The organism is Polystyrenella longa, from assembly GCF_007750395.1.
Lineage (GTDB): Bacteria > Planctomycetota > Planctomycetia > Planctomycetales > Planctomycetaceae > Polystyrenella > Polystyrenella longa.
Map to the genome: position 1 here is coordinate 1,757,653 of NZ_CP036281.1, position 20,985 is coordinate 1,778,637.

14 protein-coding genes and 1 tRNA gene are annotated in these 20,985 nt (G+C 51.5%); 10 read left to right on the forward strand and 5 right to left on the reverse strand.

All coding sequences use genetic code 11. The features are described from left to right. Positions 1–52 precede the first annotated feature (52 nt). The 4 genes from Pla110_RS06660 (at position 53) to Pla110_RS06675 (ending at position 6,169) form a co-directional block, all read left to right on the forward strand. A complete protein-coding gene (locus Pla110_RS06660; protein ID WP_144994453.1) occupies positions 53–874 on the forward strand; it encodes a purine-nucleoside phosphorylase in 822 nt (273 codons plus the stop codon). Between the two features lie 261 nt (positions 875–1,135). Beyond that, complete coding sequence (locus tag Pla110_RS06665; RefSeq protein ID WP_144994455.1) at positions 1,136–4,687, forward strand: class I tRNA ligase family protein; 3,552 nt, start codon at positions 1,136–1,138, stop codon at positions 4,685–4,687. Positions 4,688–4,724: 37 nt separating this feature from the next. Further along, the gene (locus Pla110_RS06670) at positions 4,725–5,354 is read left to right on the forward strand and encodes an FMN-binding negative transcriptional regulator (protein ID WP_144994456.1); all 630 of its coding nucleotides are present in this window, start codon (positions 4,725–4,727) and stop codon (positions 5,352–5,354) included. 77 nt (positions 5,355–5,431) lie between these two features. Continuing rightward, on the forward strand, positions 5,432–6,169 hold the full coding sequence (locus Pla110_RS06675) for a class I SAM-dependent methyltransferase (protein ID WP_144994458.1): 738 nt from the start codon (positions 5,432–5,434) through the stop codon (positions 6,167–6,169). Positions 6,170–6,191: 22 nt separating this feature from the next. Here the strand turns inward: Pla110_RS06675 and Pla110_RS06680 are convergent, their stop codons facing one another. From Pla110_RS06680 to Pla110_RS06695, 4 genes are all read right to left on the reverse strand, one after another. Beyond that, positions 6,192–7,880: an FAD-dependent oxidoreductase gene (locus Pla110_RS06680; RefSeq protein WP_144994460.1), complete on the reverse strand. Its 1,689-nt coding sequence runs from the start codon at positions 7,878–7,880 to the stop codon at positions 6,192–6,194. Between the two features lie 70 nt (positions 7,881–7,950). Next, on the reverse strand, positions 7,951–8,520 hold the full coding sequence (locus Pla110_RS06685) for a rhodanese-like domain-containing protein (protein ID WP_144994462.1): 570 nt from the start codon (positions 8,518–8,520) through the stop codon (positions 7,951–7,953). Positions 8,521–8,586: 66 nt separating this feature from the next. Next, positions 8,587–8,895 (reverse strand): ArsR/SmtB family transcription factor, encoded by a 309-nt coding sequence (locus Pla110_RS06690; RefSeq protein WP_144994464.1) that lies wholly within the window; start codon positions 8,893–8,895, stop codon positions 8,587–8,589. Between the two features lie 265 nt (positions 8,896–9,160). Further along, positions 9,161–9,234 (reverse strand) — tRNA-His (locus Pla110_RS06695). A 344-nt stretch (positions 9,235–9,578) separates the two neighbouring features. Between Pla110_RS06695 and Pla110_RS06700 the strand changes: the two genes are divergently transcribed. The 3 genes from Pla110_RS06700 (at position 9,579) to Pla110_RS06710 (ending at position 12,565) form a co-directional block, all read left to right on the forward strand. Beyond that, a complete protein-coding gene (locus Pla110_RS06700) occupies positions 9,579–10,322 on the forward strand; it encodes a TrmH family RNA methyltransferase (protein ID WP_144994466.1) in 744 nt (247 codons plus the stop codon). Positions 10,323–10,675: 353 nt separating this feature from the next. Then, positions 10,676–11,926, forward strand: coding sequence for a hypothetical protein (locus Pla110_RS06705; RefSeq protein ID WP_144994469.1), 1,251 nt, complete (start codon positions 10,676–10,678; stop codon positions 11,924–11,926). Between the two features lie 198 nt (positions 11,927–12,124). Then, the gene (locus tag Pla110_RS06710) at positions 12,125–12,565 is read left to right on the forward strand and encodes a hypothetical protein (protein WP_144994471.1); all 441 of its coding nucleotides are present in this window, start codon (positions 12,125–12,127) and stop codon (positions 12,563–12,565) included. A 29-nt stretch (positions 12,566–12,594) separates the two neighbouring features. On the opposite strand, the gene Pla110_RS06715 is transcribed toward Pla110_RS06710, so the two are convergent. Then, positions 12,595–13,065, reverse strand: coding sequence for a tRNA (cytidine(34)-2'-O)-methyltransferase (locus Pla110_RS06715; protein WP_144994473.1), 471 nt, complete (start codon positions 13,063–13,065; stop codon positions 12,595–12,597). A gap of 104 nt (positions 13,066–13,169) precedes the next feature. Here Pla110_RS06715 and Pla110_RS06720 point away from each other — a divergent pair, with 104 nt between their 5' ends. The 3 genes from Pla110_RS06720 to Pla110_RS06730 all read left to right on the forward strand — a co-directional run bounded on the left by Pla110_RS06720 (position 13,170) and on the right by Pla110_RS06730 (position 20,958). Next, positions 13,170–14,762, forward strand: a complete 1,593-nt coding sequence (locus tag Pla110_RS06720) for a DUF5722 domain-containing protein (RefSeq protein ID WP_144994475.1) — start codon at positions 13,170–13,172, stop codon at positions 14,760–14,762. A 27-nt stretch (positions 14,763–14,789) separates the two neighbouring features. Further along, the gene (locus Pla110_RS06725) at positions 14,790–17,297 is read left to right on the forward strand and encodes an FG-GAP repeat domain-containing protein (RefSeq protein WP_144994478.1); all 2,508 of its coding nucleotides are present in this window, start codon (positions 14,790–14,792) and stop codon (positions 17,295–17,297) included. 166 nt (positions 17,298–17,463) lie between these two features. Continuing rightward, a complete protein-coding gene (locus Pla110_RS06730) occupies positions 17,464–20,958 on the forward strand; it encodes a PSD1 and planctomycete cytochrome C domain-containing protein (RefSeq protein WP_197440554.1) in 3,495 nt (1,164 codons plus the stop codon). The last annotated feature ends 27 nt before the right edge of the window (positions 20,959–20,985 follow it).

The following is a 20,985-nucleotide window of genomic DNA, read 5'->3' on the forward strand; positions in this document are numbered from 1 at the left end:
TTATTTTTTAGATCGACTCGTCCCATAACGAGTCGCCTCAGGAACTCAACCGATGCAAGGCGTCTTCGAACAAACAGCAGAAGCAGCAGCACTGATTCAAAGCAAATGGTCGAAGAAGCCAGCTGTCGGTCTGATTCTGGGAACAGGTCTTGGTGATCTTTCGCAGCAGATTGACACCGATGTGGTCATTCCTTACGCGGAGATTCCGTATTTTCCGACCTCGACAGTTCAGTCCCATGCCGGTCAGCTTGTTTGTGGGGAGCTTAGGGGAAAACCGATCATCGCAATGGAAGGTCGTTTCCATTTCTATGAAGGGTATTCCATGCAGCAGGTCACCTTTCCTGTGCGCGTAATGAAGGAACTGGGGATCGATACTCTCTTGATTACCAATGCTTCTGGCGGAATCAACCCACAACTTGACCTGGCGGATATCGTGGTCATCGAAGACCACATCAACCTGATGCCCGACAGTCCCCTCCGCGGTGTCAACGATGACCGTCTCGGACCCCGTTTCCCCGATATGTCGGCTCCTTACAACAAAGATCTGCTTCAACTCGCTCGCGAGATCGCCCTGGAAATGGGAATTCCTGTCAGCCCGGGTGTCTTCGTCTCCGTGATGGGACCGAATCTGGAAACCCGTGCCGAGTACCGGATGCTCAAAGGGATGGGAGCCGACGTTGTAGGCATGTCGACCGTCCCGGAAGTACTGGTTGCCGTCCATGCTGATTTGAAGGTTCTCGGATTTTCGGTTGTGACCGATCTTTGCTTGCCGGACGCTCTTGAACCGGCCAATATCGATCAAATTCTGGCGGTAGCGGCCCGTGGAGGCGAACGTCTTTCCCGATTGATCCCTCAAATAGTAGAGAAACTCTAATTCCGGGCCAGTTCTACGCCGGATCCTGTCGTCCACACCCGGTTTGGGTTGACCAGCGCCGCTTAGCTCCCTTTAATCACCACTGATTAATCACAAGTGAGCAGGGCGAAGTCTCTCCCGGTCGAATAAACGACCCGTTTTTCAGCCTGCCTGCCCACCCGCGTCCACTGGTGTTCTCTAACTGTAGCGGGTAAATTCTGCTGCATGCAAATATTGCTGTGGACCGTGACCAATTGAACGTATTTACAGATAGTCAATTCGATGTTTGAAAAAGTCTCACAGGATGCTGCTTTTGTTTCCGGGGAACATGATGTTCTCACCTTCTGGAACAAGCACCAGATTTTCAAATCACTCCGTGAAAAGAACGCCGGAAAACCCAAATGGTCGTTTCTCGACGGCCCGATTACGGCCAACAATCCGATGGGGGTCCACCACGCTTGGGGGCGAACTTACAAAGACGCCTTTCAGCGTTATCACGCCATGTGCGGTCGTGAACTCCGCTACCAGAACGGTTTCGATTGCCAGGGACTTTGGGTGGAAGTCGAAGTTGAACGCTCCTTCGGGTTACCTACCAAAACGGCTATCGCGGAATACGGAATCGACAAGTTCGTCAACGCCTGTAAAAAGCGGGTTCTGACATTCGCTGCCCGCCAAACCGAACAATCGGTCCGTCTCGGATACTGGATGGACTGGGACCGGCCCGACCAACTCCGTAGTCTGGCCGAGCACATCGATAACGACGACGAAGTTGAATATCAGCTTCCTGCAGGGGAGACCGTGACCGATAAAGCCTCGACTATCGTTTCGAAGCTTGGCAATCCGGAGTGGGGCGGAAGTTATTTCACCTTCTCCACTGAAAATAACGAGACGATCTGGACCTTCCTGAAAAAATGCTTCGAGCGAGGTAAAGTCTATCGTGGCCACGACGTCATGCCCTGGTCGGGGCGTGGAGGCAGCGCTTACAGCCAGATGGAAGTCGCCGATGGCCGAAAGCTGACGACGCACCGTTCGCTGTTCGTCCGTTTCCCGCTCAAAGATAAAGAAAACGAATACCTGCTGATCTGGACCACCACTCCGTGGACGTTAACCAGTAACGTCGCGGCGGCGATCAATCCCGATCTCGAATATGTCCGTCTACAGTCCAAACGAGACGACGCAATCTATTACTTCGCCAAAGAGAACCTGGAGTATCAACGACTCTCTCGCGAATTCAAAGAAGGCTTTGGTCGTCCTGAATGGAGTTGGCCGAAGGACGTTCCCAAACTCAAATCCATCGCGCAGATATTCAAAGAGCAGGGGGGCTATGAAGTCCTCGGAACGCTCAAAGGCTCTGAGATGGTGGGCTGGGAATATGAAGGTCCCTTCGACGACCTTCCCGCGCAGCAACAACCGGGCGGTTACCCTGAAGACAAAAACCTGCTCGACAAATCGGGCGTCAGTTGCCACCGAGTCCTGGATGGTGGTCGCGATATGAAAGGGCAACCCCTGGTCGTCGCCGGCGAGGGTACAGGCATCGTCCATACAGCCCCTGGTTGTGGTGACGTCGACCATACTCTCGGACAGGAAAACAACATTGTCAGCATCGCTCCCCTGGGCGAAGATGGTTGCTTCATGGAAGGCTTCGGTGAATTCACCGGCCGCGAAGCCATCGATCCTAACACAATCGACTTTGTCTTCTCGAAACTGAAAGAGAAACATCTCCTCGTCTACACCGAGACCTACCCGCACATCTATCCGCACTGCTGGCGAACGGGCGATGAACTTGTCTTCCGATTGGTCGACGAGTGGTTCATCAATATGGACTGGCGGGAAGAGATCAAAGATGTCACGCGGCAGATCAATTGGTTACCTAAAAACGTACAGGGTGAAGAGCGAGAACTCGAATGGCTCTCTAACATGCGCGACTGGATGATCTCCAAGAAAAGGTTCTGGGGATTGGCGCTACCGATCTGGGTTGATGAGGAAACGGGTGACTTCGAGGTCATCGGTTCTCTCGCCGAACTCAAGGAACGAGCGGTCGAAGGATGGGATGAGTTCGAAGGGCACACTCCGCACCGACCCTGGATCGATAAAGTGAAAATCCAGAACCCGAACAACGGCAACATCATGTCGCGCGTTGAAGATGTCGGTAATCCCTGGCTCGACGCGGGGATCGTTCCGTTCTCCACCATGAGTTTCAATCGTGATAAAGAGGCGTGGAAAGAATGGTATCCCGCCGACTTCGTCACGGAATGTTTCCCTGGCCAGTTCCGGAACTGGTTCTATGCGTTGCTGTCGATGGGGACGATGATGGATAACAGCCCTCCATTCAAAACCCTGCTCGGTCACCGTCTCGTTATGAACGAGGAAGGGAAACCGATGCACAAATCGGACGGAACCGCGATCTGGTTTGAAGAAGCAGCGGAACAACTGGGTGTAGATACCCTTCGCTGGTTGTACATGGCTCAGAATCCGGCCAACGATTTACGATTTGGAACACGCCATCCAGATCAACCTGTCACTTTGCAAACAGTCGATGGACCCGTAACAGAAACACTCGAGGGGGTGCCTACCTGCAGTGTATCCAGTAAATCGGCCGACGAAATCCGTCGTCAGATTCTGATTCCTCTGTGGAATTCATACGCCTTCTTCGTGAACTACGCCCGGCTGGACGAGTTCGATACAAAGGCCGTCGAAGTGCCCGTCGCCGATCGGCCCGAAATCGACCGTTGGGTCCTCTCGAATTTACAGGTCCTCGTGAAGGAAGTGAATGCAGGGTTTGAGAATTACGATACCGCTTCTGTCTGCGAAAAGGCGACGAAGTTTATCGACGAACTTTCCAACTGGTACATCCGTCGTAACCGACGTCGCTTCTGGCGTTCTCAAAATGCGGGCGACACCGACAAGTTGGCAGCCTACCAGACATTGTACACCGTCTTGACGACAGTCAGTAAACTGCTGGCTCCAATCATTCCCTTCGTCACCGAGAGAATGTATCGCAACCTGGTCTTGAACAACGTCGACAATGCGCCCGAGTCGGTTCACCTGTGCGATTATCCACAAGCGGATGAATCTTTAATCGATGAAGACTTGAACCGCAGCGGAGCATTGGCGCAACTCGTCGTCAAACTGGGACACAAACTTCGCGAAGAAGCGAATCAGCGTGTTCGGCAACCTCTGGCTGAGCTGAAATACGCTACCGCAACGGCAGATCAGGCCGTGGCGATTGCCAACCTGACCGATGTCATTAAGGAAGAGCTGAACGTCAAACAGTTGACCCCGGCTGATAACCTGGATGCGCTAGTGAGTTATCATTATAAACCGAATTTGAAAACACTCGGTCCCAAATACGGCAAACTGCTCAAGCTGCTTCGGGAGAAATTACCCGAAGTCGGCGATGACATGCTGGGTCCGTTACGTCGGGGAGAATCGGTAACCATCGAGTTGGAAGGCAATGAAATCTCGTTCGATCCGGAAGACGTTCTCGTCAGTACGGAGCAGTCGGCCGAATGGTTCTGCAACGACGAGCAGGGCGTGCAAATCGCTCTCTCGACTGTGCTGACCGAGGAGCTGAAGCTGGAAGGAGCCGCCCGCGACTTTGTCCGTCAGGTTCAGCAGCTTCGTAAAGAGGCCGACCTCGAAATCGAAGACCGGATTAATATCCATTACTTCTCCGCAGACGACTCCGTTACCACCGCCATCGAAGGTTGGACCGACTACATCCAATCCGAAACTTTAGCCGACAGCATCTCCAAAGCAACAGCGGCAAATGGAGACGCGAAAGAGGTCGTCATCGGCGAGGCCAAAGCCACGGTTTGGATCGCGAAGGTATAGAATGGCTGAAAGTACGTCAGCCTAGAATTGACTTCTAATGTATATTCCGCAATCTTTTCGTGAAACAGATGTAGATATCCTACATGATTTTATCGAGGAACATAGTTTTGCTACGTTAATCACACAGCAGAATGACGAGCCATTTTCCACTCACGTTCCTCTACTTCTGGATCGTACTCAAGGGCAGTTCGGTAGGTTGATTGGCCACTTCGCGACTGCGAACCCACATAGTGAAACTAAGCCCGGTCAGTCAGTACTATCCATTTTTCACGGACCTCATGCCTATATTTCACCGACTTGGTATCAAGAGTCGAATACTGTTCCCACATGGAATTATCTTGCCGTTCACACTTATGGTCGTTACCAGCCGGTTCATGAATCTGCTCAACTTCTAAAAATCCTCACGCAATATGTCGAACGCTATGAATCGGACCAATCCTCTCCTTGGACGATGCAAAACAATTCCTCTGATTTTATCGAGAAATTATTACCAATGATTGTGGGGTTCACGATTGATATTGAGCGGATCGAAGGCAAGTTTAAATTAAGTCAAAATCACTCTATCCAACGCAGGAAGAACGTTGTTCAGTTTTTGAAACAACAGAATGATCCTGATTCACAAAACATAGCGAGCTTGATGGAGTCAGATTTGTGTTCTCCTGAATAGAAGCCGGCTTTGTATGGTATTGTTTATTAGTATTTTTTGAAATCTGTCAGATATTTAGTTGTATGAAATGAATACTCATGTCCCTCGGTGACTTTTCCCAGCAGGCTAAAGCCTATAGTAAAGCCCGACCCGGATATCCGGCAGAAATGCTCGATCAATTGCTATTGGATCTCGATATAATTCCGAGGAACCGCGTAGCCGACATCGGAGCAGGAACCGGAATCTTCACGCAGATGCTCGCGGCGAGAGATCTTCTGGTCACGGCGATTGAACCGAACAAGGCGATGCTTGACCAGATCGAAAATCACCCTCGTATACAGGAACAGATCGGTACATTCGAAGGGACGGGGCTATCTGCAAGTTCTCAGGACTGGGTCGTTGCGGCGCAGGCATTTCATTGGGCTGATCCCGAGCGGGCTCTTCCGGAGATTCGCCGTATTCTTAAACCGGGTGGCCAGTTCTCGGTCTTGTGGAACAATCGCCGCAATGAAGATTCGCCATTGCTATTGTTCACCATGAAGACGATCACCGACATCATCCCTGAGTTTCAGCACGACTATCGGCAAAAGGACTGGGTCCAGGTTCTGTTGTCGACGGGAGACTTCTCGAAAGTCGCAACACTATCCTGCGATCATTCTGTCAATATGTCACAGGAACGGTATCTCGATTTATGGCGTAGCCATAATCGTCTGAACACAACAGCTGGGCCAGTTCGGATGCAGAAGTTGATTGATCAAATCACGCATTACCTCGACCAGCTTGGCAACAGTGATCTAGAGATCCCTTACTGTTGTGATGTCTGGTCTGTTAGCTGAAGCTGCTTAGTTAGAATGATCTTCAATTCTCCATCAACCGACGAATTGACATTCCTCCCGTCAGATTACTTACTTCTTTAAAACCATGTCCCAGCAGAATACGGGTTCCCACGTGGGCGCGTTTGGCGCTGTGGCAGATGACTACGGTTGGTTGTTCCGGATCGAGTTCGTCCAGATGCTCTCGCAGTTCATCGACTTCGATCTGATAGGCCCCGGGGACAGGAGGAAGCTTCTCCTGTTCTTTCAGTGTGCGGACATCGACGATCTGTTTGCCCGCGAGGTCCGCATCGTACGCAACGATGGGAGCGAAGCCGCGGAGGTCGTTCTGGGCCGTGAAGGCAGCCAAATGAACGGGGTCTTTGGCACTTCCGTAAGGAGGGGCATAAGAAAGATCGAGTTCCGTTAAGTCTTCCACGGTCGCCTTGAATTTCATGGCTGTGGCAATGACGTCGATTCGTTTGTCGATACCAGCCGCTCCTATTGCCTGAGCACCCAGCACGACGCCCGTTTCCGGTTCGTATATCAGTTTCAATGTGATCGTTTTCGCTCCGGGAAAATAACCGGAGTGATGACCGGCCTGCACGATGACGGACTTTGCCCGGCGGTTGAACTTCGCTGCCATCTTTTCGCTGAGTCCCGTCAGAGCCGCTCCCAGGTCGAAGACACGCACAATCGCCGTTCCCATAACGGCCGCCATCGAAGGGGATTGGTCGGTTGCGGCATGTTCTCCCGCAATTCGTCCGGCTCTATTGGCAGGGCCGGCCAGGGCGACTCTCATCGACTTTTCCAGAATCGCGTGTTCGTATTCCACCGCATCGCCGACGGCGTAAATGTTGGGATCGCTGGTCTGCAGGTACTCGTTGATTTTGATGCCGCCCGTCTCGCCGATTTCGAGACCGGCTTGTTTCGCCAGTTGCGTATTGGGTTTCACACCAATACACATAATGACCAGATCGGTATCGATTGTCATACCACTGTCCAGTGTCACACCGACGGCCCGATCTCCTTCTACCTTCAATCCCTGGATTCCGTCTCCCAGATGCAGTTGAATTTCGTGACGTTCTAGTTCTTCTTCAATCAGCCTTGCCATCTCGCGGTCGAGTGGTGGCAGGACTTGCGGGGCAAGTTCGACCAGTGAGACCTTTATTCCCAATCGGTGCAATTGTTCGACCATTTCCAGACCAATAAAACCGGCTCCGACGACGACCGCCTGTTTAACATCGCGAGTCGATGATTCGCTACTCAAGCCCTGATTAATGCGGTCCATGTCCTCGATGTTTCGTAACGAGAAGACATTCTTCGCCTTGCTCCCTTCAATGGGAGGAATAATCGGAGAGGCTCCCGGAGAGAGAATCAGCCGGTCATAATCTTGAGCGAATTCTTCCCCGCTCTCCAGGTTCTTGACTTGAACCGACTTCGCCTCTTGATCGATCGATAGGACCTCATGTCGCGTGCGGGCATCGATCCGAAAACGTTTCTCAAAAAGTTCAGGGGTGGCGACAAGCAATTTATCGCGTTCATCAATCTCGCCTCCGATGTGATAAGGCAAACCGCAGTTCGCAAATGAAACGTAGCGATCCTTTTCAAACATGATGATATCGGCCGCTTCGTTACAGCGACGAGCGCGAGCGGCGGCGCTTGCACCTCCAGCGACACCACCCACAATGACGATTGTTCTTTTAGCTGTCGAAGCTGATTTCGAGTTATTCATCAGAGGAGTTCCTTCAAGTAAATCAGAATAGCTTGGAATGAAAGAAGGCTGACGGCTAGGCAACTGGCAATCAGGCGAGTGGTTTGTCAGCGGGTTGCGCAGCAGGGCGACAGACTTGATTCCACGGCATTCGCCCGAGCATCATCGCCATTCCACAAGTGTCAGTAACACCAGCGAAGACGAGGCCCGCTCCAACGAATGCTGATAGACCATAAAACGCGGGATGCAAAAACCAGCCTGCGGCGACGCCGATCAGTACCAGGGAACCGGCGGCGATGCGGACCTGCCGTTCCAGCGAAATTACTTTCGACTCTCCTCGAACGACCTCGTATCCCTGTTCCATCCAAGCGTTCGTTCCTCCTTCCATATTCACTACATTATCAATACCGGCGGCCATCATCTTTTCGCACGCCATCTTTCCGCGTGTTCCTGATTTGCACAGGACATACAACGGTTGGTCACTTTGAGACGCCAACTGTTTTAACGTTTCGAAGTCCAGTTGATCGAGCGGATGGTTCTCGGCCGGAGTCGCGTGGACTTCCTGGAATTCGGCCGGGGTGCGCACATCAATCAGTTTGATTTGCTCACCTGATTTTAACTTGCGATGGACTTCTTCGGGACGAATCGTCGTAAGACTCATTAATAGGACTCCTGTAAATTATTGGAGTGTGGGAACAGGAACATCGGATTCTTCCGAGGTTCGCGTTCATGTACCAAAACGGGATTCAATACAATTCATGATCTCCGTCAGATGGGGTTCGATCACTTTGTAATAGATGTTGCGACCTTCCCGTTTGCTGTCGAGGAACTGACAGCGTTGCATCAAGCGAAGATGCTCGGAGGCCACATGGCTTTGAACACCGCAAGCCTCGGCAAGTTCGCCCACGGTGTAGTCGCCACTCAGTAACATCTGAACCATCTTTAATCGTTGAGGATGGGCCAGAATCTTCAGACATTCCGCCGCCTGCTGAAAACCGGCGTCGGTTAATGTAGCTCCAGTACCTTTGCTTTTCATGGTTCACCTACTTTTGAAGAGGAGACTCGTCAGTGTGGATTCATGGCCACCTGCCAGGCCGAGAAATACCCCTGCCTGCCCGAGAGATGACCTCAGCTTCACGAACTCTCATTGGGCCTGGCAGGGATATGGTCTGATCGCTCTCTGTCGGTTTATATTATATCGGTATATTGCGATAATACGATATGTTAAATACAAAAAAAAGACTTTTCAAGGAGCCGTTTCTGAGTAGGAGGCAGGGCAAAACCATCCGCGCATAAAAAGGGGTGGCTAACGGGGCTCGAACCCGCGACCTCGGGAATCACAATCCCGCGCTCTAACCAACTGAGCTATAGCCACCATCTATAAAGAACAAATTGTCTTCAGGGGTGTTGCCGTCGGAAAATCGAGTTCCCGCGACAACGAAAGTACGATACTGCACGAATTCAGAATCTGCAAGCCTCTGGCCGCCCATCGAACGATTTTTCAGTCAAGCGGTTGGGACACACCCTGCGTTCTATCTGCCGTCTCATATAAGACTTAGATACCGTTGATGAAAACAGGTTCGCGCTAGGAATAGCCTGTAAGGCTTGATTTTAAGGCGGGAACCCGAAATCCTGTGAAAATGGGCCCGCTTTTGTCCCGGAACGGCCCCCGATCTCGATCTATCTCGTCTTTCATCCTTGCCGAAATTAACTGTTTTTATGACGAATCCCCTGGAAGAGTATCTGGCCAGTTTCATATCCGAGCGGAGACTAGGGCTTCTGGATAAAGTGTTGGATCAGCGGACCCGGCATCTGACCGTTGTGCTGGAAGACTTTCACAAACCGCATAACGCGAATGCCTGCCTGCGAAGTTGTGACTGTTTTGGAATCCAAGACGCGCACATCATCGAAACGGACTCCGAGTTCAAAAAGAGCCAGGGAGTTGCAGCCGGGGCGGCGGGCTGGATGACGTTGCAGCAATATAAAGAGCCCGGGACTGCTCATCAGGATTGTTTCGAGAATCTTCGATCTAGAGGCTATCGATTGTTAGTTGCTGATCTTGTTCCGGAGGCCGTTCCCCTCGACGAGCTCGATATCTCTCAACCGACGGCGATTCTGTTTGGTTCGGAACGGCGAGGAGTGTCCGAAGTTTCCCGAGAGGCTGCCTGTGGGTCTATTCGGATACCAATGTATGGTTTTACGGAGAGCCTCAACGTCTCTGTCGCCTGTGCCCTCGTTCTCTCAAATCTGTCGACGAGATTATTCCATTCCGACATCGCCTGGCAACTTTCGGATTCCGAGAAACAAGATCTCTGGCGGCTCTGGTTGCGGAAGGCGGTCGGCTACACCTGGCCGGAAATCGAGCAGGAGTTTTTCAAACGTCACCCGCAATACGAATCACAAGCTGCAGCGTGGAGGCTCTCTCCTGTCCGCAGGCGAAAGAGCGAAAGACTGGATAAGTAGAGTTAAATATCCACTTGTGTATAAGATTCCATAAGCCACGCAGACCGCAAAGTTTGACTGATTGCTACAACTGAGTTATCTGCTGAATCTGTGAAGACCGATGCATTCATCACCTGATAAATAGCAGGACCGGCAAAGAACTCATAACATGAGTAACCCGATTGATCATCAACATTCGAATCACTTCCATCGTTCAAACTTCTTCCACGCCGCTCACGTGCCAGTGAGCGTGAAGTAAACAGCGACTATCGCGATCTTTTTGCCAGTAATAAGACACGATCCTCTGAGCTTGAGGCAGAGACAGAATGCCTCCTGCGTCCATTAGCCTGTTTATCTTCAAGGAAGAAAATTAGATGACCAAATTATTCACACTCAATCTGCTGGGTTGCTGTGGACTGATCCTCTTCATGGGAATGACGGTTCAAGGGGAAGTCTTCATCGAACAACTCGGGAGTGGGATCGAAGGTCAGTCGTACGACTTCTCAATTAATGAAAATTGGAATGAGGAAGACGTTCTCCAAACAGGTTGGATGGAAGGCTTGGGGCTGCAGAAAACCGAGCGAAGCTATGCAGCTAATGGGTGTGGCGAGATTGGTTGCGGCGATACGAGTTGCTGCACCCTCCCGGATTGTGCCAGCCCTGTCGACGTATTTGATGGGTGCGATGGGCTGAGTTGTACCGCAACACCGTACAGCGAATTCGGCAGTTACGGAGACACCTGTGGCTGTGGAATAGACTGTGGTTCCGGCTGTGGACTTAGTTCCGGTTGTGAATGTGGAATCGACTGTGACTGCAACAAAAAATTTATGGGATGTCTGCAATCAACTCCCTGTGGTTGGAGCGATTTTATCAGCCCGATCACAAACCCAGTCTTCTTTGAAGATCCCCGGACGCTTTCCGAAGCGAGATTTATGTATATTAATCATAAAACGCCACGCAATATTGGCTCGTCAACCATTCAAGTGGCTGCCTTGCAGGTACGTGCAGCCTTGACTGATCGCCTCTCGTTGATTGCAACCAAAGATGGTTTCATTATGAGTGACTTTGCTTTGGTCGATGATGGTTGGGCCGACATCGCTGCCGGTTTGAAATACAACCTTTACAAAGACGTCGATCAACAGAGAATCCTCAGTACGGGGATGACGTTCGAAGTCCCTGTAGGAACTTCGAGATCACAACAAGGTAATGGTGACGGTGAGTTCCACATCTTCCTGACTGGTGGTGTTGAAGTTGCCGAAGGCATTCACTGGTTAAGTGGCTCTGGTTTCCGCTTGCCAGCAGACACCGCTGCCGAAAGCCAGTCGTGGTACTGGTCAAACCATCTTGACTACGAAATCACCAAGGGGATTTACTTGCTGGGCGAGGTCAACTGGTTCCACTGGACGAAGTCCGGTCAGGGAGGAGTTAACGGAGTCGCAGGTCAGGACCTGTTCAACTTGGGGTCGACCGGTGTCGCTGGTAACGATCTGGTCACGGGAGCCATCGGCTTTAAAGTGAAACCAACTGATAATCAGGAAATTGGTTTTGCCTGGGAACTTCCCCTTACGGAGAATCGCGACGTCATCGATGACCGCTACACCGTTGACTGGATTGTCCGTTTTTAAATCGAAATCAGAGAGATTACTTGATGATCCTAGAACTCGGTCACCCTCAAAGGTGGCCGGGTTTTTCTGTTTTTTACATGAGGTATTTTCTCTCAACCTTGAATCGGCAGTCTCGATATTCGATAAGGGAAGCATTGGACCTAAAACCAATTAACCGGAAATCAAAATCGAGTTGAGGAAGACATGATGAATCGGCGGATGCTGTCTTTAATGGGAATGGTGATCATCGGAATGCTTATCGGTTGCGGTGGAGGTGTTGACGGTTCTTATGTCATCACCGAAGAGCAAGGGTTTCTGGAAGTTGCCTATTCGGGCAATCAACCCGTTTATTTGATCATCTCGGATCTTCCGCAAACGGAGGTCTCGACCCCCGCAGGTTCCTCCGTGCTCGGAATGGCCAGTGGAACCAGTTCGCTCACGATTTCAGTCGAAGGCAATGACTCGCTCAGTTTTAAGACAACGACGACCGACTTCAAAGTGCTCACTGTCGACTCCGAAGGCCATATCAATATATTGACGGAGTACGACAAAGAACCGGTGAAACAGAAACTCGTCACGGTAATCAACAATTACAATACGGCCCCCGCAGAAGACCTGGGTGACTACGCGACGGATATACGCAGGCTTACAGGGCGATAAGCTATAACGCAATAATGTCAATCAGTGACCTACTCCGGCAATCCACCAAATTGACGGATTGCTTCGTAGACGACAGTGTTCACCGTGCTCGCCAGATTCAGGCTGCGGACCAGTTCGGTCATGGGGAGTTTGACTTTGTGAGCCGGTTGTTCATTCAGAATACTCGGCGGCAGGCCGCGAGATTCGCTACCGAAGAGCAAAATATCGCCCGGTTCAAACTTCGCTTCCCAGACCAGTTTCTCGGCCGTTTTGGTCAGGTACCAGACATTCACCGGTTTGATCTGGTCGTACGCTTCCTGCCAGGAATCGACGACCTGGTAATCAAGGTGCTGCCAGTAATCCATCCCGGCTCGGCGGAGATGTTTCTCGTCGAGCTTGAAACCAAGCGGGCGAATTAACCAGAGCTTCGCCCCCACGGCCACGCAGGTGCGGCCAATATTCCCGGTATTCTGTGGGATTTCGGGTTCGTGGAGAACAACATTTATCGGCGGTTTGGTCATCGCGTTCGGTCTGATTTCGGGTTAAAAAGGATGTGTGACAGGGTAACGGCTTGAGGATCGTTCTTCCAGCCGGACCCTCCCATCCCGCCGAAAGAATTCCCACCATGAAACTGCTTCCCTCTGTTCTCTTCATTCTGTTTACTTTCTCCCTGCAACTGGCTTCCGCCGGAGAATTGAAAATCAGGGTCGATTCGGACCAGATTCGTTTTCAGCCTCCCGAAGATCTGCCCACGAATACAACATTGCAGTTAGTCGAACGATTACCGTTCGAAGACGATGTTAAATCAGCGGACAAGGCTCCCGTGTGGGAAGGAACAGCAGAAGCCTTCCCGGAGTCGTTGCCGAGATTCAGCGAGCAGCGTGACCGTCTCTATTCCCGCTGGGCATTGGTCGAAAAGAATTCGTCCAAACCTGTCCCCACATTCGTCTACGGTCAGCCCGCCCGTGAAATTGCAAAGCATCAAACAGCAGTCAACTGGCCCGCCAGTCCTAAAGGGTTACAATGTGTTGTTGATGTCGATGACGCTCTTAATCTGGGCGTAAAGTATGTCGCCCAGAACGTCGACATTCGTCCCTTATTTGATTTTGCGAAACAGTCAGAACTGACTTGGAATGTCGACGGTCAACGGATCCATTTTGATCTAGCAGCCATTCGACATCTAGATAGCTATGTCAGTCGTATGACCAAGGCGGGCGTCAATGTCTCGTTCATCCTGCTGAACTACATTCCGACTCAACCCGATGCCAACAACCCCCTGATTCATCCCAGCAGTAATCTTCAGGAGGCTCCCAATCATCTGGGGGCATTCAATCTGTCGGATGAAAATGGCTACCGGCATTACCGGGCCGTCGTGGAATTCCTGGCCGACCGTTACAGCGCCGGGAATATAGAGCAGGGAACGATCAGCGGTATCATTGTGGGTAACGAACTCCAGGCCCACTGGTGGTGGTACAACCTGGGTCAGATGAAACCAGAGGAAGTCATCGCAGAATACGCCCGGGCATTGCGTGTCGCGCAACTGGCTGCGGCGAAGGCGCATCCTGATTTACGAGTCTATGTCTCTCTGGATCAACACTGGACGGCTCGAATGATGGACGATCCCACGAAGTTCATTCCCGGTAAGCAGTTTATGGAAGGATTGCATCAACACATTGTGGAGCGGGGCGACTTCCCCTGGCACATGGCTCAACATCCTTATCCGCAGAACCTTTTCAACTCAAGAACATGGAATGATGAACAGGCAACCTTCGATATTAACTCACCCAAGATTACCTTCCGCAATCTTGAAGTGCTGATGACCTGGTTGAATCAACCCGAGCATCTTTATGAAGGGAAGCCCCGCCGCGTGATACTTTCCGAACAAGGTTTTCATTGCGAAGACGGACCAGAAGGTGAAAAGATACAAGCGGCTGCCTATGCTTACGCTTTTTATCGCACGCGTCAGTTTGAAGAGATCGATGCCTTCATCCTGCATCGGCATGTCGATCATGCTCATGAAGGCGGGTTGAGGTTGGGGCTACGTGCGTTTAAGCCCGGTACGATCAGCTCGCCAGGGACTAAACGGATGAGCTACGATCTGTTCCAACACGCCGATGACAAAGACTGGCAGACTCACTTTGAATTCGCCAAACCGATCATTGGCATCCAGTCCTGGAGTGAACTCGATCCGAAGCCCGTGAAGACGCCATCTGAATAAACAATATTCTTTAAGCAGGTTCCTTTCATGAGATCTCATTCGATCCAAACGCCTCTGATTCCATTATTACTCGGTTTGCTGTTTCTCGCTGGTGCTTCACGCATTTCCACTGCCGCAGAACCTGTCGAACCAAAATGGACGGGCCGCGGGGCTTACCGTCTGCTGCTGGAGGTTCCTGCCGATTCCAATTTGACAGACCGCAAACAGGATGAACGAGTCGTTGCCTGTCCAGTTGATTTCAAAACTTGGTTGATTGATCAGGATGTCAATGGGACAGTTGATCTGAGTACGCTGCAGTTGCATCGATTCGATCCTCAAACAGGAGAGCCGATCAAAGGGAGTGAGTATGCAGCGGCGAAAACACCTTGGGATCAACCCTGTCGATTTGAAGATGACGAGTTCAGTGACGGATACACCAGCCGAGTGGGCCGTCCTTCCGAAACGGAAGATGGACGCACTCGACAATTCCAACGCCCTCGCAAAGCTCGACTGTTCAACCGGGAGATGTCGGCAGAGCAGGGCCGGCTCATCTGGTCGCATGTCGCAGAGCAAAATAAACCTGCGGCCTATGCCCTCTATTTTGATATCAAACAGGAACAGGACATGAAATCTGTTTCTCCCGCACCCTGGATAGGCGATGCCGATCCACTGCGACGCGAAACAGAAGAAGCCTTAGGTGGTTTTGCCCATTTTCCGGCGACCGTTGCCGACTTAAATGCCGATGGTCTGGAAGATCTCATCTCGGGAACAGAGAAAGGGGATCTAATCTGGTACCCCAACAGAGGAACACGTGAGCGTCCTCACTTTCAAGGTTGCCAGATTCTGACGGACGAGACAGGGCCTATTGATACTGGTTGGTATGCGGCTCCTTTCGTTTACGATTGGAACAACGATGGTTTGCTCGATCTCCTCGTCGGATCGAGTGGTAACGTCATTCTCTGGTGGCAGAATGTTGGCTCTCAAAAGAAGCATGATTTCCAGTACCGTGGTTTTGTGCAAAACGAAGAAGATCGGCTTCGTGTTCCAGAGACGCCAGTGGCGGAAGATGGAGCGAATATTTTCAAACATGACTATTACAACCAACCCTGGGTGGGAGACTTGGATGGCGATGGTCTCCCGGAGATTGTCACCGGTGGTTATACCACGGGGCGGATTTTTCAGTATCAAGGAGTGGGGCGGAACGCCGACGGAACTCCGAAGCTGAAATATGCCGGAGAACTTGGCACTGACAAAGGACCGATTGATACCGTTTGGGCTGCGGCCCCCTGGATGTGGGACGCGAATGCCGATGGTCAATTCGACTTGCTCACAGGTGGCTGGTACTGGAGCGGAATCGAAGCCCCCGCTCCGCCCGGTGTGGCGGACTATCTTCGTTTCTATCAACATGCGGGCAAAGAACCTTTATTGTTTGAACGCTTGCCCTTTCCGAAAACCGACTCGTTTCCGCGAGGGGTGATTACTCGACCTGTGCTCTTTTACGCAAACAGCGATCCAATGCCCGATTTATTAGTCAGCGATAATTCGGGTGAAGTTCACATCATTCCCAACATCGGTAAAGCGGGTGAACCCCGCTGGGATATGCCGGGCGAGAGGTTAACCGCTCCCTGGGGTTTTGACAGTGATTGGGACGCGACCGGTTTCGCCAGTTCCAATACCGGATCCGAATCGGGAGAGGTATTGATCGGGACTTATCTGTGGAAACGCGAAGGATCTGCTCGCTCGCCGGAGAAAAAACTGATCGGTGCACCACGGGTAAATGGAAAGCCGATTTCTCATCCGGGACCGGGTTATGGAGATGGGTATCTATACACTCAACTCTACGACTGGAACAACGATGGTCACAACGACATTCTGTGGGGAACGCAACAGGGAAATATTTACGTTCATCTCCATAGCGGCACAGGCGATCCCCTGGAGTTTGAACCGGGGCAACTTGTTGAACTGGCCACGGGCGAATCACTCAAAGTCGGTCCGCCTGTCGTTGACTCGGTCGAGGAAGCAACCGACTTCACGATTCTGCAAGGTTCCCGGATTGTCTTCGCGCTGTCTGATTTCAATCAGGATGGAATCGACGATCTTCTGATTGCGGAAACATTCGCTCAACTGTGGTTGTTCCCGGGACAGGCCCCCTCAGAAAATGCGGAAGCAGCCGCACGGACTTTTGGCCCCGGCCAGTTACTCACCACTCTGAAAACCAGGATAAATCAAATCTGCTGCTTTGACTGGAACAAGGACAGCTTTCCCGACCTATTATTAGGTGGAACGGCGACGGAGCCGGTGATTGTCTACCTCAATCAAACACAAGCGGGAGACCCTGCGTTAAGTGAGGCACAAGCGGTCGAAGGTTTGCCTTATCTGTTCTGGGGACCGCGAGTGGCTGCTACCGACTGGAACGGCGACGGTGATGACGATCTGATGGTTCAAAGTGAATTCTTTTCCTTCTGGATTGAACGGTCCTTTCTTGATCATGGATATTTCGCGGCTCAGGTGTCGGGAAAAGCGGGAGAGTATCTCCAGCACCGCCCGAATCCCTGAGGGAGAAAGATTGCTTAATCGCCAGCCACCGTTTAGGATAAGATATATAAACGGATGGTTATGTGTTTGGTGTGGTTTTTTGACGCTCTTGCGGGAGGCCAGAATGGCCAGTAGCGGGTTTAAATCTAGAAGAGAAATTCTCTGTCTTTCTGTTCTGTGGATTGCGATGGTTCCATTCGCACCCGATCTTCGTGCCGCCGAAGACACTGTTGATAACGCCCTTTATGAGCACCATATCAAACCGCTGCTGAAAGAACGTTGCTTTGCTTGTCACGGTGTGTTGAAGCAGGAGTCCTCACTGCGAGTCGATTCGGGCGTCCATCTTTTCAAGGGGGGGGACATTGGTGCCGCCGTCGTTCCGGGAAACCTCGAAGAAAGCTGGCTCTACCAGGCAATCACGGGCGAAGCCGGTTTCCTGATGCCTCCCGAGGGAGATCCGCTCAGCGAGGAAGAAATCGCCCACGTGAAAAGCTGGATCGAAGCGGGGGCGCCCATTCCCGAAACTGACCAACCCGAAATGGATCCACAGGATCACTGGGCCTTTCAATTAATCGAACAGCCAGCTCTTCCTGAAGTGAAAAACACAGAATGGATCGAATCGCCTGTTGATTATTTCATTGCTGCAAAACACGAATCACTCGGATTATCTCCGGCAACAAAAACCGACAAAGCGACTTTGTTAAGACGGGTTTATCTCGACCTGGTCGGATTGCCTCCCTCGCGCGAGGAACTGCATGCATTTCTGGCGGACGACCGTCCCGAAGCGTACAACGAAGTCGTTGACACTTTGCTCGACAGTCCGCATTACGGCGAACGCTGGGGACGGCATTGGATGGATGTCTGGCGTTACAGTGACTGGTACGGACGTCGGGGTGCCAACGACATGACCAACAGCTATTCTACAATCTGGAGATGGCGCGATTGGATTATCCAATCACTGAATGCGGACAAAGGTTACGACCAGATGATTCGCGAAATGCTCGCGGCGGATCAACTCTATCCGGGAGATCGAGAGAAACAGGTCGCCACCGGTTTCATCGTTCGGAACTACTATCGCTGGAATTATCATACGTGGTTAAAGGATAGCGTCGAGCACACCGGCAAAGCGTTCCTCGGGTTGACCTTCAATTGCTGTGAATGTCATGACCATAAATACGACCCCATAGCACAGAATGAATACTTTGCGATGCGTTCGTTCTTTGAACCGCTTGATCTACGACACAATCGAGTTCCAAACGTTGCCGATCCCGGACCATTTCCCGATTATGTCCTGAGTAAATTAAATCCTCCCATTCGAGACGGTCAGGTGCAGGTTTATGATCGTTATCCGGAAAAAGAAACCCAGTTTTATACCGGAGGTGTGGAGACGAATATCGTCCCTGACAAACCGGGAATCGAGGCCGCCGGTCCTGCCTTTCTGAAGGGGGATAAACTCGAGATTACTCAAGTCGAGTTGCCTGTCGAAGCCTGGTATCCCGGGTTACAACAATTTGTCATCGATGAGGAAACCACCCAGCGAGATTCTGCAGTCAAGCTTGCCTATCACTACTATAAAACCGAAGAAGCTTCGCTCCTGGAACAAATCCAAACCAGGGAAGAGATGTTAAACGAACTGAAGCTTCAGCAACCCTCCACTGACGATAATTCGCTCGCTTCCGCCTCCAATTTGCAGGCAATTCAATTAGCGACGGAAACTGGGCGACGCACGCTGCAACATGGACTCGGTCAAGCCGTCCAGTTTGATGACCAGACGACACTCCAGTTTCGAATTCGCTTAATCAAAGATGGTCTCGCGAGTTTCCAACTCTCGGACGATCTCGCCGCGGGCCGGACCAGCTTGTATCTCGCCTTTACAGAAGGAAAAGTGAAAGCGTATGTGCCAGGCAAGGGGACGGTAGAGCAGGTCCTCGCCCAGTACGATCAGTTGGAAAGTCCTCGGCACTTTCAGGCGGAGCTTGCTTTCGATCCCGATGAGGACCAGGCGTTGCTTACCCTTACCGATCTGAAAACGTCGGAACCTCTGGTGACTCAAACTCCCATTTCTATTCATGGTTGGCGACCTGCAAACTCAGTGAATTGCGGAATCTTTATCGACGCCCATTCAAATACAATTGCTGAGTTTGATGACATCGTCTTCAGCCAGACGGGGAATACGGAACCCTCGCTCAATCTGGACTTTGAATACCCACAGTACCTGCCCGGTAACGATCCCGCCGGTGCCCAGAACTGGTTAGTCTCTCGATTCAGTACTGGGGACGGGCATTCCGAAGTCGTGCTATTGGGCGAGTTAACTCCGGAACAGCTGGCCCAGCGTCAGCAATTCACAGAGTTGACCCAAAAAGTGCAAACGCCCAAACTTCAGTTGGCTGAACTCAAAACCAGGTATGAAGGCGCGACCGCTGAGTTAGTAGCTTACCAAGCCGTTGTAAAATCAGAACAGGCCCGGTATCAAAAGAGCGATGTGCCCGAAGGGGAGCTGAATCAATTGATGGCAACCGCCGCCGACCTTCGACGCACGGCCAATCACAAACAAGCCATCGCCAAAACCAATGCGGCTGCGAATGCTGTCCATATGGCGAAACTGCTTCCACTAGATCAACAGGATCGTGACACTCAGATTAAAACCGCCGAACAAGCGGTTGCTACGGCGCAACAATCATTGACGGCCGCTGAGAAGGCTTTAAAAGATGGAACTGCCGAATACGAACCGTTAAGCCGGCAATTTCCCAAAATCAGCACCGGTAAACGGGCGGCGCTGGCGGAATGGATCACGGCGAATGAAAACCCACTCACGGCCCGCGTCGCTGCGAACCATCTTTGGGGAAGGCATTTCGGACAGCCACTCGTTTCCACAACCGAGAACTTCGGACGCAATGGGGCCGCACCTACTCATCCCGAACTATTGAACTGGCTCGCCTCGGAACTACAACAGAATGGCTGGAGTTTCAAACATCTACATCGTTTGATTGTCACCAGTCAGACATATCAACAATCCTCTCGCGCCAGTGCGGACCTCAGCGGAAACAAAGAAATTGATCGCGACAATCAGTTCCTCTGGCATTATCCGGGACACCGCATTGAAGCAGAAGTGATTCGGGACAGTTTGCTGAAAGTAGCAGGAGAACTGGACACCGAGTTCTTCGGTCAGGAGATTGAACACGAAGAAGGGCTGTTTACGAATCGTCGCAGTATTTATCTCTCTCATCATGGAGAGGGGAAAATGCAATTCCTGGAAATGTTCGACGTTGCCGATCCCGCTGACTGCTACATCCGCAAATCAACCGTGCTGCCGCAACAGGCCCTCGCTCTGTCTAATAGTGAACTCGCCATGCAGAAAGGACGGCAACTTGCCCGTCGGTTGTGGGGCGAGATTGATTCTGGCTCAGCAGGGGAGGACGTGGACAATGAATTTGTCGATCAGGCCTTTGAACGAATTCTATCGCGACCCGCCACCGAAGCAGAACGGTTCGCATCGATCAAGTTTCTCAGACAGCAGCGGGAACTTTTCACAACGACGGAAGAGCCGTTGATCGTTCCACCGACAGAAGACGAGGAACCGGCTGCGGCGGAAACACTTCCAGCGACAGAACCAGCTGCCCGTGCCCGGGAAAACCTGATCCATGCTCTGTTCAATCACACCGACTTCATCACCGTTCGATAATTCGCCTGACCGGTCGTTTATTCACAA